The 25916-nt window shown below is 49.1% G+C and carries 24 protein-coding genes; 16 read left to right on the top strand and 8 right to left on the bottom strand.

Features of this window, described 5'->3' with window-relative positions; genetic code table 11:
- Positions 1-134: 134 nt before the first annotated feature.
- Positions 135-944, bottom strand: coding sequence for a nucleoside triphosphate pyrophosphohydrolase (mazG, locus tag ACFS7Z_RS17615; protein ID WP_377487368.1), 810 nt, complete (start codon positions 942-944; stop codon positions 135-137).
- A gap of 135 nt (positions 945-1079) precedes the next feature.
- Between mazG and glmM the strand changes: the two genes are divergently transcribed.
- The 3 genes from glmM (at position 1080) to ACFS7Z_RS17600 (ending at position 4432) form a co-directional block, all read left to right on the top strand.
- Positions 1080-2471, top strand: a complete 1392-nt coding sequence (gene glmM / locus ACFS7Z_RS17610) for a phosphoglucosamine mutase (protein ID WP_377487366.1) — start codon at positions 1080-1082, stop codon at positions 2469-2471.
- A gap of 133 nt (positions 2472-2604) precedes the next feature.
- A complete protein-coding gene (locus ACFS7Z_RS17605; RefSeq protein WP_377487364.1) occupies positions 2605-3744 on the top strand; it encodes a cysteine desulfurase family protein in 1140 nt (379 codons plus the stop codon).
- Between the two features lie 88 nt (positions 3745-3832).
- Positions 3833-4432, top strand: coding sequence for an LOG family protein (locus ACFS7Z_RS17600; RefSeq protein WP_377487362.1), 600 nt, complete (start codon positions 3833-3835; stop codon positions 4430-4432).
- 101 nt (positions 4433-4533) lie between these two features.
- Here ACFS7Z_RS17600 and hemH read toward each other — a convergent pair whose 3' ends face one another.
- Positions 4534-5562, bottom strand: a complete 1029-nt coding sequence (hemH, locus tag ACFS7Z_RS17595) for a ferrochelatase (RefSeq protein ID WP_377487361.1) — start codon at positions 5560-5562, stop codon at positions 4534-4536.
- A 349-nt stretch (positions 5563-5911) separates the two neighbouring features.
- Between hemH and era the strand changes: the two genes are divergently transcribed.
- The 5 genes from era (at position 5912) to ACFS7Z_RS17570 (ending at position 9292) form a co-directional block, all read left to right on the top strand.
- Positions 5912-6799: a GTPase Era gene (gene era, locus ACFS7Z_RS17590; RefSeq protein ID WP_162053631.1), complete on the top strand. Its 888-nt coding sequence runs from the start codon at positions 5912-5914 to the stop codon at positions 6797-6799.
- Positions 6800-6925: 126 nt separating this feature from the next.
- The gene (der, locus tag ACFS7Z_RS17585) at positions 6926-8239 is read left to right on the top strand and encodes a ribosome biogenesis GTPase Der (RefSeq protein ID WP_377487360.1); all 1314 of its coding nucleotides are present in this window, start codon (positions 6926-6928) and stop codon (positions 8237-8239) included.
- Positions 8240-8559: 320 nt separating this feature from the next.
- Positions 8560-8748: a hypothetical protein gene (locus ACFS7Z_RS17580; protein WP_377487359.1), complete on the top strand. Its 189-nt coding sequence runs from the start codon at positions 8560-8562 to the stop codon at positions 8746-8748.
- A 51-nt stretch (positions 8749-8799) separates the two neighbouring features.
- Positions 8800-8970 (top strand): hypothetical protein, encoded by a 171-nt coding sequence (locus ACFS7Z_RS17575; protein WP_377487358.1) that lies wholly within the window; start codon positions 8800-8802, stop codon positions 8968-8970.
- Positions 8971-9139: 169 nt separating this feature from the next.
- On the top strand, positions 9140-9292 hold the full coding sequence (locus tag ACFS7Z_RS17570) for a hypothetical protein (protein ID WP_377487357.1): 153 nt from the start codon (positions 9140-9142) through the stop codon (positions 9290-9292).
- A gap of 77 nt (positions 9293-9369) precedes the next feature.
- Here ACFS7Z_RS17570 and ACFS7Z_RS17565 read toward each other — a convergent pair whose 3' ends face one another.
- Positions 9370-9939, bottom strand: a complete 570-nt coding sequence (locus ACFS7Z_RS17565) for a hypothetical protein (RefSeq protein WP_377487355.1) — start codon at positions 9937-9939, stop codon at positions 9370-9372.
- Positions 9940-10192: 253 nt separating this feature from the next.
- Here ACFS7Z_RS17565 and ACFS7Z_RS17560 point away from each other — a divergent pair, with 253 nt between their 5' ends.
- Positions 10193-11305, top strand: a complete 1113-nt coding sequence (locus tag ACFS7Z_RS17560; protein ID WP_377487353.1) for a hypothetical protein — start codon at positions 10193-10195, stop codon at positions 11303-11305.
- Positions 11306-11356: 51 nt separating this feature from the next.
- On the opposite strand, the gene murQ is transcribed toward ACFS7Z_RS17560, so the two are convergent.
- The 4 genes from murQ to ACFS7Z_RS17540 form a co-directional block, all read right to left on the bottom strand.
- On the bottom strand, positions 11357-12178 hold the full coding sequence (gene murQ / locus ACFS7Z_RS17555; RefSeq protein ID WP_377487351.1) for an N-acetylmuramic acid 6-phosphate etherase: 822 nt from the start codon (positions 12176-12178) through the stop codon (positions 11357-11359).
- A 117-nt stretch (positions 12179-12295) separates the two neighbouring features.
- Positions 12296-13153: a hypothetical protein gene (locus ACFS7Z_RS17550; protein WP_377487349.1), complete on the bottom strand. Its 858-nt coding sequence runs from the start codon at positions 13151-13153 to the stop codon at positions 12296-12298.
- 82 nt (positions 13154-13235) lie between these two features.
- Positions 13236-13499: a cytochrome b5 domain-containing protein gene (locus ACFS7Z_RS17545; protein ID WP_377487347.1), complete on the bottom strand. Its 264-nt coding sequence runs from the start codon at positions 13497-13499 to the stop codon at positions 13236-13238.
- An 88-nt stretch (positions 13500-13587) separates the two neighbouring features.
- Positions 13588-14745, bottom strand: coding sequence for a formimidoylglutamase (locus ACFS7Z_RS17540; RefSeq protein WP_377487345.1), 1158 nt, complete (start codon positions 14743-14745; stop codon positions 13588-13590).
- A gap of 242 nt (positions 14746-14987) precedes the next feature.
- Between ACFS7Z_RS17540 and ACFS7Z_RS17535 the strand changes: the two genes are divergently transcribed.
- From ACFS7Z_RS17535 to ACFS7Z_RS17505, 7 genes are all read left to right on the top strand, one after another.
- Positions 14988-16748 (top strand): AMP-dependent synthetase/ligase, encoded by a 1761-nt coding sequence (locus tag ACFS7Z_RS17535; RefSeq protein ID WP_377487343.1) that lies wholly within the window; start codon positions 14988-14990, stop codon positions 16746-16748.
- Between the two features lie 233 nt (positions 16749-16981).
- Positions 16982-17422 carry a MarR family winged helix-turn-helix transcriptional regulator gene (locus tag ACFS7Z_RS17530; protein WP_377487341.1) on the top strand — a complete coding sequence of 147 codons (441 nt, stop codon included), beginning with the start codon at positions 16982-16984 and terminating at the stop codon, positions 17420-17422.
- A 17-nt stretch (positions 17423-17439) separates the two neighbouring features.
- Positions 17440-19842, top strand: coding sequence for a 3-hydroxyacyl-CoA dehydrogenase/enoyl-CoA hydratase family protein (locus ACFS7Z_RS17525; RefSeq protein WP_377487339.1), 2403 nt, complete (start codon positions 17440-17442; stop codon positions 19840-19842).
- 100 nt (positions 19843-19942) lie between these two features.
- Positions 19943-21121 carry an acetyl-CoA C-acyltransferase gene (locus tag ACFS7Z_RS17520; protein WP_377487337.1) on the top strand — a complete coding sequence of 393 codons (1179 nt, stop codon included), beginning with the start codon at positions 19943-19945 and terminating at the stop codon, positions 21119-21121.
- A 39-nt stretch (positions 21122-21160) separates the two neighbouring features.
- Positions 21161-21508, top strand: a complete 348-nt coding sequence (locus ACFS7Z_RS17515; RefSeq protein WP_377487335.1) for a four helix bundle protein — start codon at positions 21161-21163, stop codon at positions 21506-21508.
- A 60-nt stretch (positions 21509-21568) separates the two neighbouring features.
- Positions 21569-23368, top strand: coding sequence for an acyl-CoA dehydrogenase family protein (locus tag ACFS7Z_RS17510; RefSeq protein ID WP_377487333.1), 1800 nt, complete (start codon positions 21569-21571; stop codon positions 23366-23368).
- A 169-nt stretch (positions 23369-23537) separates the two neighbouring features.
- The gene (locus ACFS7Z_RS17505) at positions 23538-24293 is read left to right on the top strand and encodes a glycosyltransferase family 2 protein (protein ID WP_377487331.1); all 756 of its coding nucleotides are present in this window, start codon (positions 23538-23540) and stop codon (positions 24291-24293) included.
- On the opposite strand, the gene ACFS7Z_RS17500 is transcribed toward ACFS7Z_RS17505, so the two are convergent.
- Positions 24281-25747 (bottom strand): hypothetical protein, encoded by a 1467-nt coding sequence (locus ACFS7Z_RS17500; protein ID WP_377487329.1) that lies wholly within the window; start codon positions 25745-25747, stop codon positions 24281-24283. The two genes, ACFS7Z_RS17505 and ACFS7Z_RS17500, sit on opposite strands and share 13 nt — an antisense overlap.
- Positions 25748-25916: the final 169 nt, after the last annotated feature.

Raw genomic sequence — 25916 nt, 5'->3', positions numbered from 1 at the left:
GGTAACAACAATTTATCTGAAAATGGTTGCATGTGCAGCAACTAACTTAAGTAAAATTGTTATGATTTGTATCTTTTAAACTTAAAAAAAGTGATTTAAACATACGCAATGTTTCTGATGAACCGCCTGCATGCTTACCGTTTTTTTGATTTGTTCCAGTAAACGTCCATCTCCGGCAGTGTCATATCCTGCAGTTTCTTCCCATCTTTGGCCGCCTCTGTTTCCAGATACTGAAAGCGATCTATAAACTTGAGGTTTGTGCGCTCCAGTGCCTCCTCGGGGTTAATGTCGGCAAAGCGGGCAAAGTTTATGAGTGAAAACAGCAGGTCGCCGAATTCAGCGCTTGCTTTCTCCTGGTCTACTGTTCCTGTGTCTGCTACGTTAAACTCTGCTTCAAACTCATTTAGTTCCTCCTGCACCTTCTCCCACACCTGCGACTTGTCGTCCCAGTCGAAGCCAGCACCGCGGGCTTTCTCCTGTATCCGCATAGCCTTTACCAGTGCGGGCAACGATGAGGGTACGCCACCGAGCACAGATTTGTTCCCCTCCTTTAGCTTGAGTTTTTCCCAGTTCTGCTTTACCTCCTCCTCTGTATCGGCTTTTGTGTCGCCGTATATGTGTGGATGCCTGAAGATAAGCTTGTCGCACTGTGCATTGAGAACGTCAGCTATATCAAATGCGTTTTGCTCTGAGGCAATTTTCGCATAAAAGATCAGGTGCAGCATCACGTCGCCCAGTTCTTTTTTTATTTCCTGCATATCTGCTCTCAAGATAGCGTCGGAAAGTTCATAGGTTTCTTCTATCGTGAGGTGGCGCAGGCTTTCAACAGTTTGCTTTCTGTCCCAGGGGCACTTCGCACGGAGATCGTCCATCACGTCGAGCAGGCGGTTAAAGGCCTCTAACTGTTTGCCCCGCGGGCTATCGTCTAAACTAGTCTTATTCATAAAGGCAAATATAACAAAAACAATGGCAAGCTGCCTGAACAGCTACAGGAGGCAGAATAGCTGAGTATTAACTGGCGAAAGCTTCTGAAAGTATAAGTTAATTACTACTTTTGCCTACGTAAAAAAGATGGACAAGTGGCTTTAATAAAATCAATTTCAGGAATACGTGGAACGATAGGTGGGCAGGCTGGTGAAGGACTCACGCCTGTTGACGTCGTAAAATTCGCTGCTGCTTTCGGTACCTGGGTGCTTCAGACTACCGGCATAAAGAAAATTATCGTTGGCCGTGATGCCCGCCTTTCCGGTGAAATGGTGAGCAAACTGGTTTGCGCCACGCTGCAGGGGCTGGGAATAGATGTAGTAGATGTAGGGCTTTCCACAACCCCTACCGTAGAAATGGTGGTGCCGGCGAAAAAAGCAGGCGGTGGCATTATACTTACTGCCAGCCATAACCCAAAACAGTGGAATGCGCTGAAGCTGCTGAACCAACACGGAGAGTTTATATCTGATGCGGAAGGCAAGCTGGTGCTGGAAATTGCCGAGCAGGAGTCTTTTGAATTTGCGCAGGTAAACGACCTTGGCAAGTATAAGCAGAGCGATACTGCCCTTAAAAAACATATAAAGGCTATTCTGGAGCTGCCGCTGGTAGATGTGGAGGCTATCAGGGCAAAGAACTTCAGTGTGGTTGTCGACGCCGTGAACTCAAGCGGGGGCATTGCTGTGCCGATGCTGCTGGAGGCCTTAGGGGTTAATAAGATCGAGAAGCTATATTGTGAGCCGGACGGCAATTTTGCCCATAACCCGGAGCCGCTGCCAGAGAACCTCCGCGAGATTTCGAAAATAATAGAGAAAGGCAAGTATGACCTGGGCATTGTGGTAGACCCGGATGTGGACCGCCTGGCGCTGATAAACGAAGACGGCAGTATGTTCGGTGAGGAGTATACGCTGGTTGCCGTAGCCGACTATGTGCTGAAAAACCAGAAAGGCAACACTGTTTCCAATCTGTCCTCCACCCGTGCGCTGCGCGATGTGACGGAGAAAGCCGGTGGCGAATACTATGCCGCTGCCGTTGGAGAGGTGAACGTGGTAAACATGATGAAGGAGAAGAGCGCCGTGATTGGTGGTGAAGGTAACGGTGGTATTATCTATCCGGAGCTGCACTATGGGCGCGATGCCCTCGTTGGAATTGCGCTGTTCCTGTCGCATTTAGCAAAAACGGGTACCAGTATGACACGCCTACGTGCTTCTTATCCGAATTACTACATCTCCAAAAATAAAATTGAGCTGACGCCGGAGGTGGATGTGGATAATGTATTGCGCCAGATGAAGGACCGTTACGCGAAACAGCCTGTTAATACCATTGACGGCGTGAAAATAGAGTTCAATAAAGAGTGGGTGCACCTGCGCAAGTCTAACACGGAGCCTATCATCCGCATCTATGCAGAGTCAGACAGTAATGCGACGGCAGAGCACCTGGCGAATAAAATTATTGCCGATATCAAAGAGATCATCTCTGAGAAAGCTTAAAGTCTATGTGTTGTTGCCTTCTTATAATGCTTAAGTAATAATTGCGCCAGCGGAGACAGGTAACTCCTTTTGCTGGCGCAATTTTTTTTATACTTATACAGTTCAAAAAGAACAGAATCATAATCTTATTTATATGCGTGTTTATTTAGATAATGCAGCCACCACTCCCCTGGATAAAGAGGTTTTTGATGCCATGACTCCCTATATGCTGGAGCACTTTGGTAATCCGTCTTCTATACACTCGCATGGGCGTGAGGTGAGGTCGGCAATCGAGAAAGCACGAAGAACAGTAGCCAACTTGCTGAACACTTCTCCTGCAGAGATTTTTTTTACTTCAGGAGGGACAGAGGCAGACAATACTGCTATCCTCAGCACTGTTCGCACGTTAGGCCTTACGCATGCTATTTCCACAAGGCTGGAGCACCACGCCGTGCTGCACACCATGGAACTGCTGGAGAAGGAGGGGGTGCTGGTAAGCTACCTGCGCCACGATGAGCGCGGCAACCTGGACCTGGAACACCTGGAGGCGCTACTGGTTAGTCAGCCGCAAACGCTGGTGTCTGTGATGCACGCAAATAACGAAATCGGTAACCTGAACAATGTGGAGGAAATTGGGCGCATCTGCAAAGCGCACAACGCCATCTTCCATTCTGATACCGTGCAGACAATGGGGCACTATAACCACGACCTGCAGGCCCTGGGCGCAAATTTTATTGTGGGTTCGGCGCACAAATTCCATGGGCCCAAGGGGGTGGGCTTTTTATATGCAGATGCCGGAGTGAAAATTCAGCCGCTCATTCAGGGTGGGGCGCAGGAGCGTAACATGCGCGGCGGCACCGAGAACGTGTATGGCATTATTGGCCTGGCTAAGGCCCTGGAAATTGCCTGCCGCGATATGGAGGAGCACCAGCGCCATATACAGGGCCTGAAGGACAGGATGATTTACAAGCTGAAAGAGCAGATGGAAGATATCAGTTTCAACGGCATGTCGGAGTATGGAGACAAAAGCCTGTACACGGTACTGAACGTAAGCCTGCCTGCCTCTGACATTAATGAGATGCTGCTCTTTAGCTTGGACATCAACAAAATATCAGTTTCCGGCGGTAGCGCCTGCAGCAGTGGTGCCAACACCGGCTCGCATGTGCTGCGTGCTTTGGGCTGTGATCCGGAGCGCGGCTCTGTCCGTTTCTCTTTCAGTAAGTATAACACGCCGGAGGAGATTGATTTTGCCGCTGAGACATTGGCCAAAATGTATAAGAAGATGCCAGTTTAAAACTAGGCTGTTGTTTCACACATGAAGGCTTTAGCAGCAATGCTGGAGCCTTTCTTTATTCTGTATGACATTCAAATAAAAGTATAATATGAAAAGTATAGGTGTTTTCTGCGGAGCAAACTACGGCCAGGGAGAGGTATACCGGGAGACAGCCGCAACATTGGGCAGTTTAATGGCAGCGCAAAGTATAGCATTAGTTTTTGGAGGTGGTAAGGTAGGTCTGATGGGCACCATAGCTGACGCTGTGTTGGCAGGAGGTGGTCAGGCCATCGGGGTGATACCGCAAAGCCTCGTGGACAGGGAAGTTGCGCATGTGGGTCTAACGGAATTACACGTAGTTCAGACCATGCATGAGCGAAAGGCCTTGATGGCTGCCCGTTCAGATGCTTTTATCGCCATGCCCGGTGGCTTCGGTACACTTGATGAAGTGAACGAAATCATCACATGGAATCAGTTAGGCATCATCCGTAAGCCTGTTGCTTTCTATAACGTGAACGGCTACTACAACAAATTCATGGAGATGATAGACCATGCTGTAGCCGAAGGCTTTATCAAGTCCGCTTACCGCGACAGCCTGATTGTAGAAGCAGATGCGGAGCAATTACTTCACAAGATAACAATCTATGCCGATGCCACCTCAGATTTTGGCGTTGATTTCAAGCGGATTAAGGTGCTGCTTAGTTCCTGAATTTCAGAATGGCTGCATGGTTCAATTGTGAAATGGCTGAAATAAACTTATATTCTTTTCAGTCCAGCCATTTAACAATCCAGCCATTTAACAATTAACTATTAATACTGCAGCACCATTTCCTTTACGGCCTCCACCCACATTGGCTCGGAGTTTAGGCTTTCTACCAGCTGCCATTTCTCGCCGCCAGCTTCCATGAACATTTCCCTGAATTCCTCACCTACTTCTATGGTAGTCTCTAAGCAGTCCGCTACGAAGGCAGGGCTAAAGGCCAGTACTTTTTTTATACCCTTAGCAGGAAGCGTTTTCAGCACCTCATCGGTATAAGGCTGCAGCCACGGGTCTTTCAGTAACCTCGACTGGAACGTAACGGTGTACTGGTCTTCGCGCAGGCCCAGCTTTTCAGCAAGTAACCTGGAGGTGGCGAAGCAGGCAGCACGGTAGCAGTACTTGTTGCGTTTGTTATAGGTATTGCAGCAGGCCCCCAACTGGCAATAGCCTTTGTCGCTGCCCTTTAGCACCTGTCGCTCCGGAAGCCCATGGTAGCTGAAGATGACATGGTCATAGTTGTCCTGGGCCATATGCTGCCTGCCCAACTCCGCAAAAGAGTTGATAAAGCCCGGATCATCGCAGAAGCTGGAGATAAAGTTGATGCTTGGAATAACCCACCAATCCTTTACAAGTTCCATAACCTTATCCTGTACAGAGCCGGTAGAGGCTGAGGCATACTGCGGGAAAAGCGGCAGCACGATGATGCGGTCTACACTCTGCTCCTGCAACTCATCTAATGCAGACTTAATGCTCGGGCTCTGGTAGCGCATTCCGAAGGCCACATGGTAGCGGTCTCCAAGCATTGCCTGCAGCTTTTTCTGGAGGTCAAGGCCGTGGAAAAGCAGCGGAGACCCTCTTTCGGTCCAAAGCTCCTTGTAAACCTTTGCTGATTTAGGCGCCCTAAAGGGAGCAATAATACCGTTGATCAGGGCATAGCGCGCAACGGCAGGTATATCAATCACGCGTTTATCCAGCAGGAACTCACGCAGGTACTTTCTTACATCAGGTGTGTTAGGGCTGTCCGGAGTACCGAGGTTCACCAGCAGAACGCCTATTTTACCAGTGGCTTTCTTACTCATTTATCTTCAATGCTTTTCAAATTCAAAGATACGAAGTATAATTTGTTTGTTTTTATCTAAAGCTTCTATGGCTCATAGAGCTGACATCATCACTGTTAAAGCAGCTGGAACCGGAATTGTTCAGCTGTTTTGGAAAGATAAAAAACCTATAAACTCTTAAGCTGGCTTAGACCTCGCAGTGTGCGCAACTCCTGCGAGCGTCTGGCGGAGCAGCCGTGCACGCTAGAAGGCACAAACAAGTTTTCCCTCTCCTTACGCACAATTATTCTATCAATCTGTGTATCAATTATTCAGGCATCGCTATTTATCCGTAATAAAGAAGTACTTTTGCAACCTCAAATTTTAGCGTATGGCCGAAACATCACATAAAGCTGGTTTTGTAAGTATCGTGGGCAAGCCGAACGTAGGTAAATCCACGCTGATGAACGCGCTGGTGGGGGAGAAACTCTCCATCATCACTTCGAAGGCGCAAACTACGCGGCACCGTATTATGGGCATCCTGAACGGAGATGACTTCCAGGTTGTGTATTCTGACACTCCCGGCATCATTAAACCGCAATACGCCCTGCACGAGTCGATGATGAGTTTTGTGCGTACTTCGCTCGAAGATGCCGATGTGATCCTATTTGTTACGGACATCTATGAAAAGCACGATGAGGATGATGTAATCAAACGCCTGCAGCATGCGGAAGTGCCTATTCTGCTACTTATTAACAAGATAGACCAGACTACAGAAGAGGAGCTGCATGAAAAAGTGGCTTACTGGGAGGAGAAGATGCAGCCAACTGAAATACTGCCTATCTCGGCGCTGCATGGTTTCGGATTGGAGCATTTGTTCGCACGCCTGCTGCACTACCTGCCAGCGCATCCACCTTATTTTCCGAAAGATGAACTGACTGACAAGCCGGAGCGTTTCTTTGTGTCGGAGATGATCCGGGAGAAAATTTTCCTCAACTACAAAAAGGAAATTCCCTACAGCTGCGAAGTGGTGGTAGAGGAGTTTAAAGAAGAAGAAGACATCATCCGCATACGCGCTGAGATAAGTGTGGAGCGCCGCAGCCAGAAAGGCATTGTGATTGGAAACAAAGGCGAAGCACTGAAAAGAGTAGGCACACAGGCCCGCATCGACATGGAGGCGTTTTTCCAGAAAAAGATTTTTCTTGATTTGTATGTGCGCGTGAACGAAAACTGGCGTACTGACCAAAAGCTGCTTCGGCGCTTCGGTTACAGCGAGTAAGTAGGCGTACAGCAAAAGTGTATGATTCTAACTATATCATTTTCAGTACGAAAATAGAAACCAGTCATACTCTAAAGCTTCGGGGCACGGTGCTCCGGGGGCACTTTAACTATTTTATTCTTTACGATGTCGACAAACATCATTGCAATTGTAGGCCGCCCCAACGTGGGCAAGTCTACCCTTTTTAACCGTCTGATTGGCCAGCGCAAAGCGATTATGGACAATGAGAGCGGCGTTACAAGAGACAGGAGCTACGGCCACGGCCAGTGGGTTGGTAAGTATTTTACCGTAATCGATACCGGCGGCTATGTGCACGGCTCCGACGATATTTTTGAGGAGGAGATAAACAAGCAGGTGGAGTTGGCCATAAAAGAGGCCGACGTTATTTTGTTTATGGTGGATGTGGATGCCGGCTTAACAGGCCTGGATGAGGAGTTCGCGAATGTGTTGCGCCGCTCCGACAAGCCTGTTTACATCGTGGCCAACAAAGCAGATACCACTGCGCGTGCAAACCAGATGGGCGAATTCTACTCTCTGGGAATAGGCGAAGAAATATTCCCTGTCTCCTCTCAAAACGGCTCCGGCACGGGTGAGCTACTGGATGCGGTAGTGAAGCATTTTCAAGACGAAGGCGTGGAAGACCCGGATGCAGGCATCCCGAAGTTGGCGGTGTTAGGCCGCCCGAACGCAGGTAAGTCTTCGTTTGTGAACCTGCTGCTGGGTGAGGACAGAAACATTGTAACACCCGAGGCAGGTACTACCCGCGATGCAATTCATTCGCGCTACAATGCCTTCGGAAAAGAGTTTATCATTGTAGACACGGCCGGACTTCGGCGCAAGAGCAAAGTAAGCGAAGACATTGAGTTTTATTCTGTGATGCGCTCAGTGCGTGCCCTGGAAGATGCTGACGTGTGCATCGTGATGCTGGATGCCACGCGCGGAATCGAGTCGCAGGACGTGAATATCATCACGTTGGCCGAGAAGAACCGCAAGGGCATTGTGATACTGGTGAACAAGTGGGACCTGGTGGAGAAAGACACGCACTCTACAAAGGAGTTTGAGGAGGAGATACTGAAGCGCATTGCGCCTATTAAGTACATTCCTGTCATCTTTACTTCTGTTGTTACGAAGCAGCGAATTCTGAAGGCGGTGGAGAAGGCGATGGAGGTGTACGAGAACAAAACGCAGAAAGTACCTACGTCTAAGCTCAATGACCTGCTGCTGCCCGATATCGAGCGCAATACGCCGCCGGCTATCAAAGGCAAGTTTGTGAAGATCAAGTACGTAACACAGCTGCCCACGCACAACCCGACGTTTGCATTCTTCTGTAACTTGCCGCAGTACATTAAGGACCCGTACAAGCGCTACCTGGAGAACTGTATCCGCAGGCACTTCGGGTTTGAGGGTGTTCCGATTAATTTAGTATTCCGGAAAAAGTAATTCCGGACAAAGCTGGAGGCGCAGGCATACGATGTCTGCGCCTTTTTGCTTTTTAATACGATGCGGTTCTATCATACTTTGTTTTTACGGGGGCAGGAGTGGCGCCTGTTGGCTGCACCAATGCTATGCACATGTGTGCACTCAGCCGACGACACGGAAGGATACTTTTTCCGGGTGTCTTCTTAATTTGAGTATATTTTACAAACTATATGCTGGGGCGGCCGTATCCGTTTTTGATATCAGTCTGATATTCGGTGTTACCGGACCACCCGCTGCACAGACAGTCTGTGAGAGACTGATGAAAACAAAAGTTGGGATCTATGAAAAAAACATTTTTTGCATTCGCGCTGGCTAGCCTTTTCGGCTTCGGTTCCTGCGACTCACCTGCTGAAGAGAGAGTGGAGGAGCAGGACGAAAGAGTAGAGGAACTGGAAGACAGTGCTGAAGAGCGCGCCGACGAGATGGAAGACATGGAGGACAACCGTGATACAACTGCCGTTATTGAGTAAACGAAGGAAGGAGACAAATGAAACTTTAAAACAATTTAAAACTGACCAAATATGAAAAAGCCGATTTTAATGCTGCTAGCAGCTGGGTTATTTACCTTTGCTTCATGCGAGTCTACAGAAAGCAGAACAGAAGAAGGTGCTGAAGAAGTAGGAGAAGGAATGGAAGAAGGTGCTGAAGAAGTTGAGGAAGGTGTAGAAGAAGGCGCTGAAGAAATCGAGTAAGCATCGCAATTCTATTGTAGATAAAAGCAGGAGGGCCAGCATCGCTGGCCCTCCTGCTTTTTTATGGCTACCAAACCAACTTGCAGCCTTTCCTGATTGCATTCGTATAACTTTCAGGTTGGGGCTGTATTTAGTCTCAGATGAAGCTAGGGTAAAAACAAAACCGTTTATGAAAAAGATAATGTATTTGCTGTTAGCCTCCGGGCTTATGACTTTTGCCTCCTGTGCCTCTGCAGAAAGAAAAGCAGAGAAGGGTGCAGAAGAAGTAGAGGAGGCCGCTGAAAAAGTGGCTGACGAAGTGGATGAAGAAATCGACCGCTAGGACCGAACAGAGCATCTGATTAACAAACAAAGACGGGGCCTCTTGAAGAGGCCCCGTCTTTGTTTGTTCGCCTGCTTCTATGGCCCCAGTCGCTTCTGAATCATGCCGTTCACAAGGGCATATAAGCGCTGAGGTGTAAATGTGCGCCAAGGTATATCATCCAGGGTGCCGCCATAGTTTATATAGTAGTCTATGTTGTAGTTCTTCATTTCGCTCACCACAAACTCCTGGAAGCCAAGCGCAGCTATCCAGCCATCTTCAATATCCTCAAACCATTCCTCATAGTAAGAGTCGTCGGAGCCATGGAAGTTAAAAACATTCTCCCCAATGATGATGAACCGGTAGATGTCCTCATTTACCAGTGGGTCAATGATGTTGCGCTTCAGGTGCATGATGTCGTTGTGCAGCGCATCATTCCACTCCCCTATAAACTCAATGATGGCAAAGCCTGCCTCGTAGTCAGCGTACAGTATTTTCAGGAAAAGCGTTTCAGATTCAATGTCATCCCACTGGGGATGTATATAGTACCCGTAAATAGTATTGGTGTACTGCAGGAGGTTGTTCTCAGCCCCGAAAAGGGGCGAGCGCGGATCTTCGGCGGCGGAGTATTTATCTAACCAGTTGTAGAACGGTTCTATGGTATGCATAAAAATTCAATCGTAATCGGTAAGCCGGGATGTAAAACCCATTGCATCGTGTACTGGGAAGGCTGTTGCAAAGTTGAGGCTTTCTCTGCTCTTTTGTAGCCCCTCGGTCTTAAAACAAAGGAATATGGAAAAAAATCTTTCATTAGTATTCAGGATGATGTAATTTCCTGATGGAGGAACTGTTGTGTGATAACGTGCGATAAAAATGATTTTCACGTTATACCTGATGTTCTCATAACCGATCTATAGTTCTATGTACCCGTATTCACCTAAAAGAAACCCTTTTCTGTTACCTGCATCTTTTATCCGGGATGCTGCCTACTTAATACTAATGCTTTTCCTGCATGCATGCTCCACTTCTAAGGTGCCTGAGCAGGTGGAGGTGCCCGACTATACGAAGGTCTACCATCCGGTTATCAACCAGGCGGAGCTGAAAATTGTAGAGGAGAATTACGCGGAGGCGCTGACTGCTTATAAGGAGGCTTTTGCTGCTGTGCCTTCCCCCTTTGCCCGTGATTATTACAATGCCGCCGTAAGCGCCGTAAGGCTGAAGGATGAGGAGCAGGCCTTTGAGTATTTAGAGAAGCTGGTGCTGAAAGGTGTAAGCCTGCCTTATCTGGAGCGGCAAGAGGCATTTGACTCTCTGGAGAGAACGCGGGAATGGAAGAAGTTTGTAAAGCGATATCCTAAGCAGCGGGAGAAGTATGAACAGGGTATAAACGCCCCCCTGCGTGCTGACCTGGATGAGTTGTATGCCCGTGACCAGTACTTCCGGCAGGCAGAAGGAGGCTTGCGTGTGCACGGCGACACCATACGCAAAATAGAGGCAGACAACATAACCAACCTGCTGAACTGGATCAACGATTACGGGTACCCGGGCGAGGCATTGATTGGGGTTGCAGACACTTTAGAGGAGCTTCCCCGCTTCAGCATTGTAATTCAGCGGCAGACAGCAGCCAGAAAAGGCTATGACTTTAAAAGCATACTGGCGAAAGCTGTAAAAGAAGGCCGCATGGCACCACAGCCTGCGGCATATTTGCTCGACCAGCAGGCTGGAAAGAACTTGTACAATTCCAAAGTCTTTGCAAAGATCAGCTGCAAAAGGTGCAAAGAGAAAGATAAGAACTACGATAAGATACAGAGCCTGCTGCTGGAAAAAATGAGCGAGGCTGATGTGGAAGTAACAAATAAAAGGCGGGAGCAACTGGGGCTGGAGTCGCTGCAGGATTACAGGAAGAAAGTGCTGCACAACGCAGAAGACGAGCAATTTAAGCTGAATTACAATTGGTCTGTGGTGAATTATGTTGTGCCAAGCAGCGAAGCTGCTGACGTACTGCTGGAGCGGTTAACAGTAGCGGAAGAGTAAAAGCGGCTGCCGGAGGTGTTCCGGCAGCCGCTTTTACTCTTCCGCTAAAGGTTATCCTTCGCCGTTATCGCTACCCCGGAAAGCCTCCATGGCGGCGCGTACACTGCCATACTTTTTAAGTAAAGCGCCAGCCTCCGTATTTTTGAGGTTTAACTCTTCCATCAGCATCCGGATACCCCTGTCCACCAGCTTGTGGTTGGAAAGCTGCATGTCCACCATCTTATTGCCCTTCACACGGCCAAGCTTAACCATCGTAGCCGTCGTCAGCATGTTTAGCGCCAGCTTTTGAGCCGTGCCAGCTTTCATACGCGTGCTGCCGGTCACAAACTCTGCCCCTGTAATGGTTTCTACCGGGTAATCTGCTTCAGCGGCAACGGCGCTGCCTGCATTGCAAACAATGCAGCCTGTGGCAATACCATGCCTGCGGCACGTGTTAAGCCCCCCGATTACATAAGGCGTTCTGCCAGAGGCGGCAATGCCCACTACAATGTCTTTCTGGCTGATGTTATAGGCCTGCAGGTCTTTCCAGGCCTTCTCCTGGTCATCTTCCGCAAACTCTACTGCCTTGCGGATGGCGCTGTCGCCGCCCGCTATCAGGCCAACCACCATACCGTGCGGCACGCCATAGGTGGGAGGGCACTCGGAGGCATCTACAATGCCGAGGCGGCCACTGGTGCCGGCACCTATGTAAAAGAGCCTGCCGCCCTGCTCCAGCCGCTCTACAGTAGCCTGTACCAGTGCCTCCAACTGCGGAATTGCTTTCGCCACTGCCTGTGGCACTGTCTGATCTTCGCGGTTAATGTTTTCTAACAGTTCCCGCACGCTCATCTGCTCTAGGCTGTCGTAATTTGAAGCTGATTCGGTAGTAGACAATTTCTTTGGATTATGTTTATGAATGATGATTTCTGAATGGGTGACGAAAAACAAAGGAAGAATGACTAAAGCTGGTACCGTAACAAGTCCTTTATTTTTTATCCTCTTTCTGAGCTGTTATACGCTTTGCGACAGCAGCTCCTGGTGGTAAGCAATCAGGCCATCGCTTGGGCTTGTGATGATGGTGCCAATGTGCACCCCATATTTTTTCGCCACCTGGTGAAGTGTTTCAGAGAAGTGAAAAGCCACAGAACCAACAAAGTTCACAGGTATCTCAGTATAGCCTTTGTACTTGCAGACATGGTGCTCAAAGAATTCATCAAAGTTCTGGTAGATCATGGCATGGATAACCGGGTCTTTGCGTTTTTCATGCATGAATTTGGCAAAGGTGGCCAGATACGTGCTTGGCATGTCAGAGTCGTACACAGAATTCAGGATACCTTGTTTTGTGAGGCTGTAACGGTTCTTCAGCGTTATTCCTAGTTCCTCAGGCAGCTCCCGGTACAGGTATGCCCTGATAAGCATCTTGCCTAAGTAAGCACCACTACCTTCATCTCCCATCAGAAAACCAAGAGAAGGGACATTATCCACAATATTCCGGCCGTCGTAAAGGCAGGAGTTAGAGCCGGTTCCCAGGATGCAGGCCACACCTGGTTTGTGGCCGCAAATGGCGCGGGCAGCTGAAAGCAGGTCGTGGTCAATAAAGACTTCACTATCCGGGAAGAGCTTTTTCAAAGCCTGTTCCACACGCAGGTTACGGTCTGGAGAGCTGCAGCCTGCACCATAGAAATAAATGCTGTCAGGGTTTTTCTCTTTCAGGTTCGGAAGCAGTTCCGCTTCGAATATGCTGTGGATCTGAGCGGACTCCAGATATTGAGGGTTTATACCTGCCGTGAGTACTTGTTCATAAACACCTGTGGCATCCATTACGCGCCAGTCTGTTTTCGTTGAGCCGCTATCAGCTATTAATATCATGCTTTCTTAAGTTTATTTTATCGGTTCAGTCTCACTCCCAATTTAATACTTTTTTGTTAAGCCTGTCTTTTATTGGGCCTCCTTATTGCCCCTCTGTCCTATGATGGGAGTCCTTTACGAGGCCTACCGCCTCAAATTTATCAAACACGTTGGCATTATGGGGTGCGTCTGCCAATTCTTCTGTCAGGTCCTGGCCCGCCCAGTGCTCATAATGTTTGCCATCGCGCCACATCCTGGATTTCCGGACATCATAAATAACGCCTTTGTAAGCCACCCATATGTCGTCCCGGTCCTGCCCGTTCCGCGAAGCCAGCTGCTGAAGGGTGTATTCTGGTAAGTTGTTCAATAGATGCAGTTATGTAAACAAAAGAGAACAGAGGATTTCCCCGAGCCAGGATTCCGTTTAATAGTCCGGAATCAGTAGCCCGGTAAAATTATCCAATCCGTGCCTGTGTCAGCACCCAACGGTTAGGAACTTCTCCTTCAATAGCCTGCAGGTAGTCTTCGTAGCTGCAAGGGACAATACGGCTGCTCTTTTCGCTGCTGAGGGGTTCTACCTCCAGCCACCATTTCTCGCTGCTCCTGCTCTTATAAAAGTTCATGCGGTCAGGTTGGTCGCTGTTAAAGGCAACGGCATACCTGGTGAATTGTTTGCTGGTAAAATCAAGCTCGTTCTTGCGGTGGTAATATCCTTCTATGAAGTACCAGATCATAGTGGCGATGGTCATGGCTGTCAGTTCCCGGTCGTCCAGTTCCGGATCGTACTCATAGATGCCCAGCGAAGTTAAATTATCGTTCAGGCCAGCATACCAGCAAAGCTGGCAGGCCTCCTCACCTGTAAGCCCAAACGGATTGGCCGGTTCATAACCAGGGGCATCCTGGTGGCGGATAGCGGAAATATCGAACGTCAGGAGATCCGCTAAGCGCACCACCGGCTCCATCTCCTTCACCCCGCTGTGTACTTCGCCTACGCGATAAGCCTCAAAGTGGAGCTTCTCCAGGGTAGCCATCACCTCTGGCTCCACCAGGTAAGACTGGTGCCCGATTTGCCCCAGGCTAAAGAGGTAGTTCGGCTCGTGCATCAGAATTTGTCGAAGCTGCTTTTTGTTTGGAGTAGCGGAAACATCCTCTGTCATATCGACGCTGCTGTCTACGGTAACCATGTTCACCACGCGCTCCAGGTGCTCATAGCCCAAATATTGGCCATACTCCAGGTCATGAGAGCCGCCGATGATGATGGGAATGGTATTATGTGAAATCAGCACTTCCACTATTTCCTTCAGCCGCAGGTAAGTATCCTCCAGGGTGATACCGGGGCGCAGGTTGCCCAAATCCACAATTCGACAGCGGCCTGCTCCCTTGTTCAGGCTGTAAAGCCGCTGCCGTACGGCACGTGCAGGCATATTGGCAGTAGCGGAGGCATCCTCTTTCCGGCCCCTGCTTTCGCTCACGCCGAATATAGCAATATCAGCGCTCCGCCAGTCAGGTGACTTGCTTACAAAGCGGCTGATATAAGCGCCCAACGTGCGGGGCTTATTCAATGTGGAGTACACATCTTCGTTCAGCGGCTCAAAAAATATAGACAGGTTCATGGTGTTAAGCTAGAAGGGTCAAAAATACTTAAAATTTGGGTTTGCACTGATGGCTTTACCCGCAATAGAAGTCAAAATTATGTGGAGTAAATATAAGTTATTGTAAATATTCTGCCTTTAGCTGTGTCAGATTTAGAAAAATTAGTTAAAATGCATAAAGGAAACAGCAGGTGAGGTGATTACATACTTTCTCTTATCCGGCACGTTATTATTGAACATAAACCTATTCGACTAACACACCCATGAATATTACCCGAGCATTAGATCTTCTGCCTTACCAGTTGCATCACTTTCCGCAGGCCGATTGCCTTGCAGCCAAAGTGAATGGCACCTGGCAGAAATACAGCACGCAGGACGTGCAGGATTATGCAAATAAAGTGAGCCTTGGATTGCTGAAGCTGGGAGTAGGCAAAGGTGACAAGGTGGCTATCATCTCGTTTAACCGCCCGGAATGGGTGCTGGTTGACTTCGGGATACAGCAAATAGGCGCGATTAGTGTACCGCTCTACCCGACCATAACCACTGAGGATTATCGGTATATTCTGAATGATGCCGAAGTGAAAGCGATTTTTGTCGCTGACAGTTCACTCTATAACCGGGTGACAGCCGCCGCAGAGGGCATGGCTGGTATCAAGGAAATCTACACGTTTGATGATGTCAGTGGTGCGAGGCCATGGAAAGAGGTGCTGGAAATGGGCACGGGCAGCGATGTGCAGCAACTGGAGCCGCTGAAGGCTGCTGTACAACCTGACGACATCCTCACTATCATTTATACTTCCGGTACCACCGGAAATCCAAAAGGGGTAATGCTGACGCACAACAACCTGGTGAGCAATGTGCTGAGCGTTATGCCTATTGTACCGGTAAATCACACGCACCGGGCGCTGAGCTTCCTGCCGCTTTGCCACGTCTTTGAGCGGATGCTGCTGTACCTATACTTCAGAATAGGTATCTCTATATACTATGCCGAAAGTATAGAGAAAGTTGCAGATAATTTGAAAGAGGTGAAGCCTCATATCTTTACTACAGTACCGCGCCTCCTGGAGAAGGTGTACGACCGCATAGTGGCCACGGGTATGGACTTAACAGGTATAAAACGCAAACTGTTCTTCTGGGCACTGGAGCTTGGCCTGAAGTACGATCCGCAGAAAGACCTTGGCTTTATGTATAACCAGCAACTGGCGCTGGCAAATAAACTGATCTTCAGTAAATGGCGGGAAGCACTTGGAGGGAACGTAATCGCTATTGTATCAGGTGGTGCCGCCCTGCAGCCGCGCCTTGCCCGGGTATTCTGGGCTGCCAATATGCGGATAATGGAAGGCTACGGCTTAACAGAAACCTCCCCAGTAATTGCAGTAAACCGCTTTGAGCCGGAGCATAACATGATAGGCACAGTGGGCATGACCATCGATGGCGTGGAAGTAAAGATAGCCGAAGAAGACGGCGAGGTGCTGACACGCGGCCCGCATGTAATGAAAGGCTACTATAAAAAGCCGGAACTGACAGATGAAGTAATTGATAAAGACGGCTGGTTCCACACCGGCGACATCGGTACATTGGTAGAAGGTAAGTACCTTAAAATTACGGACCGTAAGAAAGAGATATTCAAAACATCAGGCGGTAAGTATGTGGCGCCACAGCCAATAGAGAATAAACTGAAAGAGTCGGTGGTAATTGAGCAGGCGATGGTGGTAGGATCCGGGCAGAAATATGCTGCCGCGCTCATAGTACCTGCCTTCTTAGGGTTACAGGACTGGTGCTCTCACAAAGGCATTAAATATACTTCAGATGCAGAAATGGTCAACCATCCTGAAGTGCTGGAGAAGTATAAGCGGGAGGTAGAGAAAACCAATGCGTCGTTGGCGCAGTTTGAAACCATCAAAAAGTTCAAACTGGTGCCGAAGATGTGGACGGTTGAAAGTGGTGAACTGACCCCAACACTGAAAGTGAAGCGGAAGGCAATCACCGAAAATCACCAGAGCCTGATTGACAGCATGTTCTAGAACTGTTTATCCGGAGCTAAACTGAAGCACAATTAACAAAAAATCCCTGCCTTTCACGGCAGGGATTTTTTGTTGCCCCTGTTTTTGGAGTTTCTGTCTAGAATTTCCGCAACTCTTTTAGCATAGAGTGAAAACATACGTATTAAATTATATGCATGCAGATAAACTTTTTGTTAAAGTAGTATGCAAGCATAACGTTTTTTGTTATATTTGGTATACACCACTACTGATACATGAAGCCGGAAGAAACTGTAGACTACAACTTTAAGGTGTGCTGGCACGCTATCTCGCGTATGTATAACACGGAGGCTGCCAAGAGCGGGATCACTACATCCATCGGGTTTGTGTTGCTCAACATAGATCAACAGCAAGGTACACCAGCCACTAAAATTGCTCCCCTGCTCGGCCTGGAGGCCCGCAGCCTGACCCGTATCCTCAAAAGTATGGAGGATGATGGCCTGATCTACAAAGTGTCTGATGCGCGTGATAAGCGACTGGTGCGCATTTTCCTGACAGAGAAAGGGCTGGAAAAAAAAGAGATCTCGCGGCAGACGGTAAAGCAATTCAATTACAAGGTGCGCGAGGAAGTGCCGCAGGAGGAGCTCGACGTGTTCTTTAAGGTATGCGCGCAAGTGCAGAGGATGATAGAAAATAAAGAGATTTTTAATACATAGACAACTATAGCCATTCTATGAAAAGAATAATAAAAAAAGTAGCGGTACTTGGCTCCGGCGTGATGGGTTCCCGGATTGCCTGCCACTTCGCCAACATCGGCGTAAAGGTGCTGCTGCTCGACATCGTTCCAAAAGAACTAACGCCGGACGAGGAAAAAAAAGGACTGACGCTGGAGAGCAAGAACGTGCGCAACCGCATAGTGAACAGCTCGCTGCAGGCAGCCGTTAACTCTAACCCGTCGCCGTTGTACCGTAAGTCAGATGCAAGCCTGATACAAACCGGCAACTTCGAAGACAACATGAAGGAAATCGCCAACGCCGACTGGACCATTGAAGTGGTGGTGGAAAACCTGAAGATAAAGAAGCTGGTGTACGACCAGGTGGAGCAGCACCGCAAGCCAGGTACGCTCATCACCTCTAACACATCCGGTATTCCAATCCACCTGATGCTGGAGGGCCGCTCTGAAGACTTTAAAAAACACTTCTGCGGCACGCACTTCTTTAATCCGCCCCGCTATCTCAAACTGCTCGAAATTATACCGACGCCGGAAACAGACAGAGAAATAGTTGACTTCCTAATGCACTATGGCAACCTGTACTTAGGCAAGACTACAGTATTGGCAAAAGACACACCTGCCTTCATCGCGAACCGTGTGGGTATCTACGGCATCATGCAAACGCTGAAGGCCATGGAGAAGACAGGCCTGAGCATAGATGAGGTAGACAGAATTACAGGCCCAATCGTTGGGCGCCCGAAATCAGCTACATTCCGCACACTGGATGTGGTTGGTCTGGATACCACTGTGAATGTAGCCAATGGCTTGTACCAGGCAGGGGAGAAGGATGAGTCGCGGGACCTGTTCCAGATTCCAGGCTATGTGCAGAAGATGGTGGAGAACAAGTGGCTGGGAGACAAAACCGGCCAGGGATTCTATAAAAAGACGAAAGACGCCAAAGGCAAAACCGAAATTCTGACGCTGGACCTGAACACAATGGAGTACGGGCCAAAGCAGAAGGTGAAGTTTCAGAGCTTGGAGGCCCTGAAGCCGATTGAGGACCTTAGAAAGCGCATCAAAGTATTCTCAAATCAAACAGATAAAGCCGCCCAGTTCTTCAACGAGACGCTGTTTGGTCTGTTCCAGTACGTAAGTAACCGTATCCCGGAAATCTCTGACGAACTGTACCGTATCGACGATGCCCTGCGTGCCGGCTTTGGCTGGGAACTTGGGCCATTTGAGTATTGGGATGCCATCGGTGCCCGCGAAGGAGTGCAGCGTATGAAGGAGGCAGGGTATGAGCCGGCAGCATGGGTAGAGGAGATGCTGGAGCAACAGAAGGAGTTTTTCTACATCGTGGAGAACGGCACCCGCCGCTACTATGACATCCAAAGTAAAGAATACAAAGCTATACCTGGCGCTGAGAACTTCATCATTCTGAACAACCTGCGTGGCAGCAAAACAGTCTGGAAAAATAGCGGCGTCACCTTAACAGACATCGGTGACGGTATCCTGAACGTGGAGTTTCACACCAAGATGAACACCATCGGCGGAGACGTAGTGGCCGGCCTGAACAAAGGGGTAGACATCGCTGAGAAGGAGTTCAGAGGCATGGTTGTTGGAAACGATGCCGCCAACTTCTCAGCGGGAGCTAACGTGGCGCTGATTTACATGTATGCCCTGGAGCAGGAGTACGATGAGATTAACTTCATGATAAAGCAGTTTCAGGACTGCATGATGCGCATGCGCTACTCGGCAATACCGGTAGTAGGCGCGCCGCACGGCCTTACGCTGGGCGGTGGCTGCGAACTGAACCTACATTGCGACCATGTACAGGCTGCCGCTGAAACCTACATGGGCCTGGTGGAGTTTGGCGTTGGCCTGATACCAGGCGGTGGCGGTACAAAAGAAATGACCATGCGTGCTGCCGATATGTATGCCGATGGCGACATTGAGTACAACGACCTGAAGAACGTGTTCCTGACCATCGGTATGGCTAAAGTGTCTACCTCTGCGAAAGAAGCTATTGACCTGGGTTATATGCGCAAGAGCGACGGCATCACCATCAACAGTAACCGCCTGCTTGCCGATGCCAAAGCGCAGGCGATACTGCTGGCGGAAGATGGGTATACCCAGCCAGTGCAGCGAACCAACATAAAAGTGCAGGGCAGAGGCGCGCTAGGTATGTTCCTGACAGGTGCAAACGCTATGTATACAGGCCGTTACATGTCAGCGCATGACCTGAAGATTTCGCAGAAGCTGGCTTATGTGATGTGCGGCGGCGATTTGTCTGCCCCAACCGAGGTGGGCGAGCGTTACTTGCTGGACCTGGAGCGTGAAGCCTTCCTGTCGCTGACAGGTGAGCGCAAAACGCTGGAGCGCATCCAGAGCATCCTGACCACAGGAAAACCGCTGAGGAATTAAAACTAAATGGTTTTATGCTGGTGCTTTATAAGAGGTACGAGCTGTAAGATCGCACCAGCGAACAACAAACAACCATGTAACAATTTAGCATTCAAGAGATATGAACAACGCATATATCGTAGCCGGATTTCGTAGCGCAGTGGGCAAAGCGCCCCGCGGTGTTTTCCGGTTTACCAGACCCGATGACCTGGCTGCTGATGTCATCAAGCACTTAATGAGTTCGGTGCCTACCCTGGATCCAGAACGCATAGACGACCTGATTGTGGGCAATGCTGTGCCGGAGGCAGAGCAGGGCCTGCAAATTGGCCGCATGATTTCGCTGCTGGCGCTGCCCATGTCGGTGAGTGGTATGACCGTGAACCGCTACTGCGGCTCTGGTATCGAGACAATCGCCATTGCAGCAAACCGCATACAAGCCGGTATGGCCGACTGTATCGTGGCGGGTGGTACCGAGTCGATGTCGATGGTGCCAACAGCTGGCTGGAAGACAGCGCCGAACTATAAAATAGCCAGCAAGAATCCGGACTGGTACCTGAGCATGGGTTTAACAGCAGAGGCTGTGGCCAGTGATTATAATGTTTCACGTGAAGACCAGGATGAATTTGCATTAAAGTCGCACCAAAAGGCGCTGAACGCAATAGAGAAAGGCTACTTCAAAGATCAGATCGTGCCGGTAACGGTGGAGGAGACTTACTTGGACGAGAACGGAAAGAAGAAAACCCGCACCTACGTGGTAGATACTGATGAAGGGCCTCGTGCCGATACCTCGCTGGAGGCGTTGGCGAGACTGAAACCGGTGTTTGCGGCAGGTGGAACGGTTACAGCCGGTAACTCCTCCCAAACATCAGACGGCGCTGCCTTTGTGATTGTGATGAGTGAGCGCATGGTGAAAGAGCTGAATCTCGAGCCCATCGCACGCCTCGTCAGCTATGCTACGGGAGGCATTGACCCGCGCATTATGGGTATGGGCCCGATTGCCGCTGTTCCTAAAGCCTTGAAGCAGGCGGGCATGACCCTGAACGATGTCGACCTGATTGAAATGAACGAGGCCTTTGCCGCACAGTCTATTGCCGTGATGCGCCACCTGGACTTTGATCCGGACAAGTTGAACGTGAGCGGTGGAGCAATCGCGCTCGGTCACCCGCTGGGCTGCTCCGGTGCCAAACTGAGCGTGCAGCAGTTCTCCGAGCTTCGCCGCCTAGGCAAGAAGTACGGTATCGTAACCGCCTGCGTGGGCGGTGGTCAGGGTGTCGCGGGGGTTTATGAGTTGCTGAAATAACGACTTTCGAATCACGTATCACGACACACGACTTTTTACATGCATAATTTTAAAGAACTGAGGGTATGGAAAGAGGGGATCATTCTGGCAAAGCTTGTATATGAGTCATCTGCTCAATTTCCTCAGGAAGAAAAATTTGGTTTAAAGTCTCAAGTCAACCGAGCAGCAGTGTCTGTTCCTTCAAATATCGCTGAAGGTGCAGGGAGAGGCTCAAACAAGGAGTTTGCGCAATTTCTAAGAATAGCTTTAGGCTCTGCGTTTGAAATTGAAACACAAATGATTCTAGCCGAAGCTTTTGGGTTTGTAACTGAGGTTGATAACAAGAGGCTAATGCAGCAACTAATGGATGTACAGAAGATGCTGAACGGACTTATAAATAAACTATAAAGTAAAAGTCGTGCTACGAGATACGTGCGACCTGATACGGAAAGATAAAAAGACAAGAAAATGGCAAATACAACAGATAACAAAACCGCCGTCATACAAGGCGGCGAATTCCTGATAAAGGAAACTAATCCGCAGGATGTGTTCATTCCTGCCGAGTTTAACGAAGAGCAGGAAATGATGGCGCAAACCTGCCGCGACTTTGTGCGCGAGGAGGTGTGGCCACTGCTGGAGCGACTCGATAACCACGAAGAGGGCCTGATGGAGAACCTGATGAAAAAAGCAGGGGAGTTGGGGCTGTTCGCAGTATCTATCCCGGAGCAGTATGGTGGTCTGAACATGGACTTTAATACTGCCCTTTTGGTAACAGAGTCTGTAGGAGGAGGGCATTCCTTTCCAGTAGCTTTCGCTGCGCACACGGGTATTGGCATGCTGCCGATTCTGTACTTCGGTACCGAAGAGCAGAAGCAGAACTACATACCAAAACTGGTGAATGGCGAATGGACTTCGGCTTACTGCCTGACCGAGCCTGGCTCTGGTTCTGACGCGCTGGCTGCTAAAACTAAGGCTGTGCTGAACGAGGCTGGAACGCATTACATCCTAAACGGCCAGAAAATGTGGATCACAAATGCAGGTTTTGCCGATGTGTTTGTAGTATTTGCGCAGATAGACGGCGATAAATTTACAGGATTTATTGTAGAGCGCGGTTACAAAGGCGTGAGCCTTGGTAACGAGGAGCACAAGATGGGTATCAAGGGCTCTTCAACACGTCAGGTGTTCTTTGAAGACTGCGAGGTTCCTAAAGAGAATGTGCTGGGCGAAATCGGAAAAGGCCACCTGATAGCGTTCAATATTCTAAACATAGGCCGTATCAAGTTATGTGCGGCGACTCTCGGTGCTGCTAAGCATGTGGCAGACCTGTCTGTGAAGTACGCCAACGAACGCCACCAGTTCAAGCTGCCTATCTCTAAATTTGGTGCAATTAAATACAAATTGGCCGAGCAGGCTATTCGCATTTATGCGGTGGAATCTGCCCTGTACCGTTGTGGCATGGACATCTACCGCAAAGAGCAGGAGCTGATGGCAGGTGGTGCGAACGAGAACGAGGCGCTGTTAGGTGCTGCCCGTGAGTTTGCAGTAGAGTGTGCCATACTGAAGGTAGAAGGATCAGAAGTTCTTGATTACGTAGTAGACGAAGGCGTGCAGATATACGGTGGCTACGGCTTCTCAGCAGATTATCCGATGGACCGCGCGTACCGTGATTCCCGCATCAACCGTATTTTTGAGGGTACAAACGAAATAAACCGCATGCTGGCAGTAGACATGATTCTGAAAAAAGCCATGAAAGGTGAACTGGATCTGATGGGGCCTGCCCAGGCAGTACAGCAGGAACTAATGGCTATACCTGATTTTGGCGCCGAAGAAGAGGAAGGCCTTTTCTCCGCAGAGCACAAAGCTATCCGTAATCTTAAGAAAGCCATCCTACTGACAGCCGGTACGGCAGTGCAAAAGTATATGAACTCCCTGGCTAAAGAGCAGGAAGTGCTGATGAACATCGCTGACATGGCCATTAAAACTTATGTAGCTGAGTCAACACTGCTGCGGGTGGAGAAGCTGGTGAGCAAAAAAGGGGAAGAAGCCGTTGCCAATGAAATTGACATTGTGCGCGTGGTGGTAAATGATGCGGTCGACACTACGTTCCAGGCAGGTAAAGAAGCTATTGCCTCTATGGCAGAAGGAGATGAGCAGCGCCTGCTGTTTATGGGGCTGAAGCGGTTCACGAAAAAAGACCTGTACAATACAAAAGAAGCCCGCCGTCGCATAGCTGCCGCTATGATAGAGGCAAACGAGTTTGTTTATTAATTTGACCATTTATAGCTGGAAAGGCTATCACCTTTGGTGGTAGCCTTTCCAGCTATAAATGCTACGATTCGGGCAGATAAATAAAAAGCACAAAATTTTTTACTGATATTTGAGATTTGAAAGAACAAATACCGTACTGAGGGTAGGCACCCGGAGCTTTATAAAAACTATGAGTGTAACATGTTTAATTCCTTTCCATAACGAAAGGGAGCGCATTGCGCATGTACTGAATGTAATTACGAGGGTTAGCCGAATCGACCAGGTTCTGTGTGTGGATGATGGGTCAACAGATGGTACAGCGGCATACATTAGAGCATACTGGCCAGAGGTGCAGGTAGTGCAGTTGGAGCAGAACCAGGGCAAGACAGCCGCTATAAAGTATGCTCTGAAATATGTAAAGCATGAGCTGATACTGATGATGGATGCAGACCTTCAGGAACTGCGGGGAGAAGAGATTGAATCGGCCATTGAGGCTTTTTACAGCCAGCCGGGGATGGATATGATTATACTGCGCCGCATTAACTCTCCATGGTTCGTGCGGTGGTACCGCAGCGATATTTTGTTGTCGGGTGAGCGCCTGATTAAAAAATCAGACCTGGAGCAGGTGACGAAACTGCGCGTGAAGCGCTACCAGCTGGAGGTAGGTATAAACCGCTATATGCTGCATCATAAGAAAGTGGTACGCTGGATGCCCTTCTCTGCAATGAACACTTATAAAGTAGACAAGCTGGGTGTGCTGGACGGCTCAAAAAAAGAATTCAGGATGTATGTGGAGATTGTGTCTTTTGTAGGGTTCTCACACATGATGCTGCAGCTGGCCTCTTTCACCAAGAAACTCCACCACAAGCAGCACATAAATAACACAGCTCCGCCAGCGCCAACGTATAACTCAGATTTGCAGAATATGAAGACCTACTTTAGCTGAATTCTGCTCAGTTTCAGCTCATCTGCTCTTCGGCTTGGACGCGCTACCGCTACGACGTTCTTATCACCCAGCCACGCCGTAAAGTCTTTCACATAAGCCAGGTCTTTGTCATTAGCTATGTTCAGTCCCACAGCTTTCGGTGCGCTGACCTTCCCGGTATTCGCATCAACCTGGCGCAGGTATAGGTCATGTTTCCCTTTCAGTTCTTCCAGAGTGAGCAGGTTTAACGTGCTGCCATTCAGGTAAGCACTGTATGAGATGCTTGAGAAAGCTTCATCAGCTGGTGCCTGTTGGTTTTTCATCAGTACAGAGTTCCATGCTCTGTTCATGAACTCATCGTACGTAAACAGGTGCAGCTCTTTCGCAAGGTAGGGCGCATCTTTACCGCCCTCTGTATACTTCTTCTCAGCCAGCACAATTAGCTTCTGCTCCGGTGTCAGGAACAGGTCTGATAGGTAGATATCTTCGAGGCGGGTTGGCTTGCTGCCGCTGCTCTTGTCCAGTGAGTTTACTTGAGAGAGGTACTCCGGGGTAAATTTAAATTCCTCAGCAAACACCATGTCCTCTGCCTCAAAATCAAATTTCACTGCCTTCAGGCTATGGTACTTGCCTGCGGGTTCCTCGGCCGATATCACGGCTCCGTAGAGCGTGCCATTGGGCATCAGCTTAAACTTGGAATCCAGGATGTAAACCGTTGTTCCATCGAAAACGCCTCCCACCAGCACCGACATCACCCGTACTTCGTCGCTGCCCGGGCTGTACTGCCGCGAGGTCAGGCGCTTCATGTTGTCAGATATAAGACTGATGTACTGCTCTCCGCTGTTGCTTACCTGCACATCCGCTGAGAGTATATTAAAGATGTCGTGCAGGTTGTATTTGGTGTCTTCAATTTTCTGCAGTTTGACATCGTACAGTGTCCCGCTAATATCCTGTATCTGCTGGCTGCTGTTGGTATGGTAGCGATAAGCCAGAAGTTTAGTGCCATCGGCAGAGGTGGCTATGCTGGCCCGGCGGCCTTTCGCCGGAGCCTCCAGCAACAGGGCACTTTCCTGCTTTTTGCCTGTGCCCAGGTCAATGCGATGGCCGTACAGTTGTTGCACTCCCTGGCCATTGTCTGCACGGTGTGTTACCACGGTGGCAGCTTCAGGGCTTGCGGAAAACGCCTGCAGCGTTTCAGTGCCTGATAGCTTTACCTCCGCCGTCCACTGCTTTTTCAGCTTAGCATTGTATTTCTCTACTGTGTAGGCATCTGCCGCGCTTCTGCTCAGAATGATGAACTCATCGTTGCCTACAGGTATGGTTTTGTGGGCAACACGTTGGCTGTATCGCTCTTTGCTTTGGTCAGGCAGGTAGGAAAAGTCTACGGATGCTTTTCTGTTGAATTGAGCATGTACAGCCTCAGTTTGGAAGAGCAGACTCAGGAGAAGAAGCGGAAGGATGAGAAGTTGTTTCACAGGTATAATAAGGGTAAGTATAAACCAGAGTTAAGTACGGCTGCTAAATATAGGAACAAATCGATTGTTTCTCGTGGAACGAAGCTTTTGCTGCGAATAGTACGCCAATATAACGCCATCCTGTGAAATAAAGGTATAACGAAATCAGCGTTTATGCGCTATAGGCTAT

The sequence above is a fragment of the Pontibacter toksunensis genome, from assembly GCF_042686245.1.
In the GTDB taxonomy this organism is placed as follows: domain Bacteria; phylum Bacteroidota; class Bacteroidia; order Cytophagales; family Hymenobacteraceae; genus Pontibacter; species Pontibacter toksunensis.
The sequence above is the reverse complement of the archived record's forward strand: the minus strand, read 5'-3'. Positions and strand labels throughout refer to the sequence as shown.

Excerpts from the sequence above, each read along its gene's own strand:
- mazG (WP_377487368.1), bottom strand. The coding sequence starts at position 944 with ATGAATAAGACTAGTTTAGACGATAGCCCGCGGGGCAAACAGTTAGAG.
- ACFS7Z_RS17605 (WP_377487364.1), top strand. The coding sequence starts at position 2,605 with ATGCGTGTTTATTTAGATAATGCAGCCACCACTCCCCTGGATAAAGAG.
- ACFS7Z_RS17600 (WP_377487362.1), top strand. The coding sequence starts at position 3,833 with ATGAAAAGTATAGGTGTTTTCTGCGGAGCAAACTACGGCCAGGGAGAG.
- hemH (WP_377487361.1), bottom strand. The coding sequence starts at position 5,562 with ATGAGTAAGAAAGCCACTGGTAAAATAGGCGTTCTGCTGGTGAACCTC.
- era (WP_162053631.1), top strand. The coding sequence starts at position 5,912 with ATGGCCGAAACATCACATAAAGCTGGTTTTGTAAGTATCGTGGGCAAG.
- der (WP_377487360.1), top strand. The coding sequence starts at position 6,926 with ATGTCGACAAACATCATTGCAATTGTAGGCCGCCCCAACGTGGGCAAG.
- ACFS7Z_RS17580 (WP_377487359.1), top strand. The coding sequence starts at position 8,560 with ATGAAAAAAACATTTTTTGCATTCGCGCTGGCTAGCCTTTTCGGCTTC.
- ACFS7Z_RS17575 (WP_377487358.1), top strand. The coding sequence starts at position 8,800 with ATGAAAAAGCCGATTTTAATGCTGCTAGCAGCTGGGTTATTTACCTTT.
- ACFS7Z_RS17570 (WP_377487357.1), top strand. The coding sequence starts at position 9,140 with ATGAAAAAGATAATGTATTTGCTGTTAGCCTCCGGGCTTATGACTTTT.
- ACFS7Z_RS17565 (WP_377487355.1), bottom strand. The coding sequence starts at position 9,939 with ATGCATACCATAGAACCGTTCTACAACTGGTTAGATAAATACTCCGCC.
- ACFS7Z_RS17560 (WP_377487353.1), top strand. The coding sequence starts at position 10,193 with ATGTACCCGTATTCACCTAAAAGAAACCCTTTTCTGTTACCTGCATCT.
- ACFS7Z_RS17550 (WP_377487349.1), bottom strand. The coding sequence starts at position 13,153 with ATGATATTAATAGCTGATAGCGGCTCAACGAAAACAGACTGGCGCGTA.
- ACFS7Z_RS17540 (WP_377487345.1), bottom strand. The coding sequence starts at position 14,745 with ATGAACCTGTCTATATTTTTTGAGCCGCTGAACGAAGATGTGTACTCC.
- ACFS7Z_RS17535 (WP_377487343.1), top strand. The coding sequence starts at position 14,988 with ATGAATATTACCCGAGCATTAGATCTTCTGCCTTACCAGTTGCATCAC.
- ACFS7Z_RS17530 (WP_377487341.1), top strand. The coding sequence starts at position 16,982 with ATGAAGCCGGAAGAAACTGTAGACTACAACTTTAAGGTGTGCTGGCAC.
- ACFS7Z_RS17525 (WP_377487339.1), top strand. The coding sequence starts at position 17,440 with ATGAAAAGAATAATAAAAAAAGTAGCGGTACTTGGCTCCGGCGTGATG.
- ACFS7Z_RS17520 (WP_377487337.1), top strand. The coding sequence starts at position 19,943 with ATGAACAACGCATATATCGTAGCCGGATTTCGTAGCGCAGTGGGCAAA.
- ACFS7Z_RS17515 (WP_377487335.1), top strand. The coding sequence starts at position 21,161 with ATGCATAATTTTAAAGAACTGAGGGTATGGAAAGAGGGGATCATTCTG.
- ACFS7Z_RS17510 (WP_377487333.1), top strand. The coding sequence starts at position 21,569 with ATGGCAAATACAACAGATAACAAAACCGCCGTCATACAAGGCGGCGAA.
- ACFS7Z_RS17505 (WP_377487331.1), top strand. The coding sequence starts at position 23,538 with ATGAGTGTAACATGTTTAATTCCTTTCCATAACGAAAGGGAGCGCATT.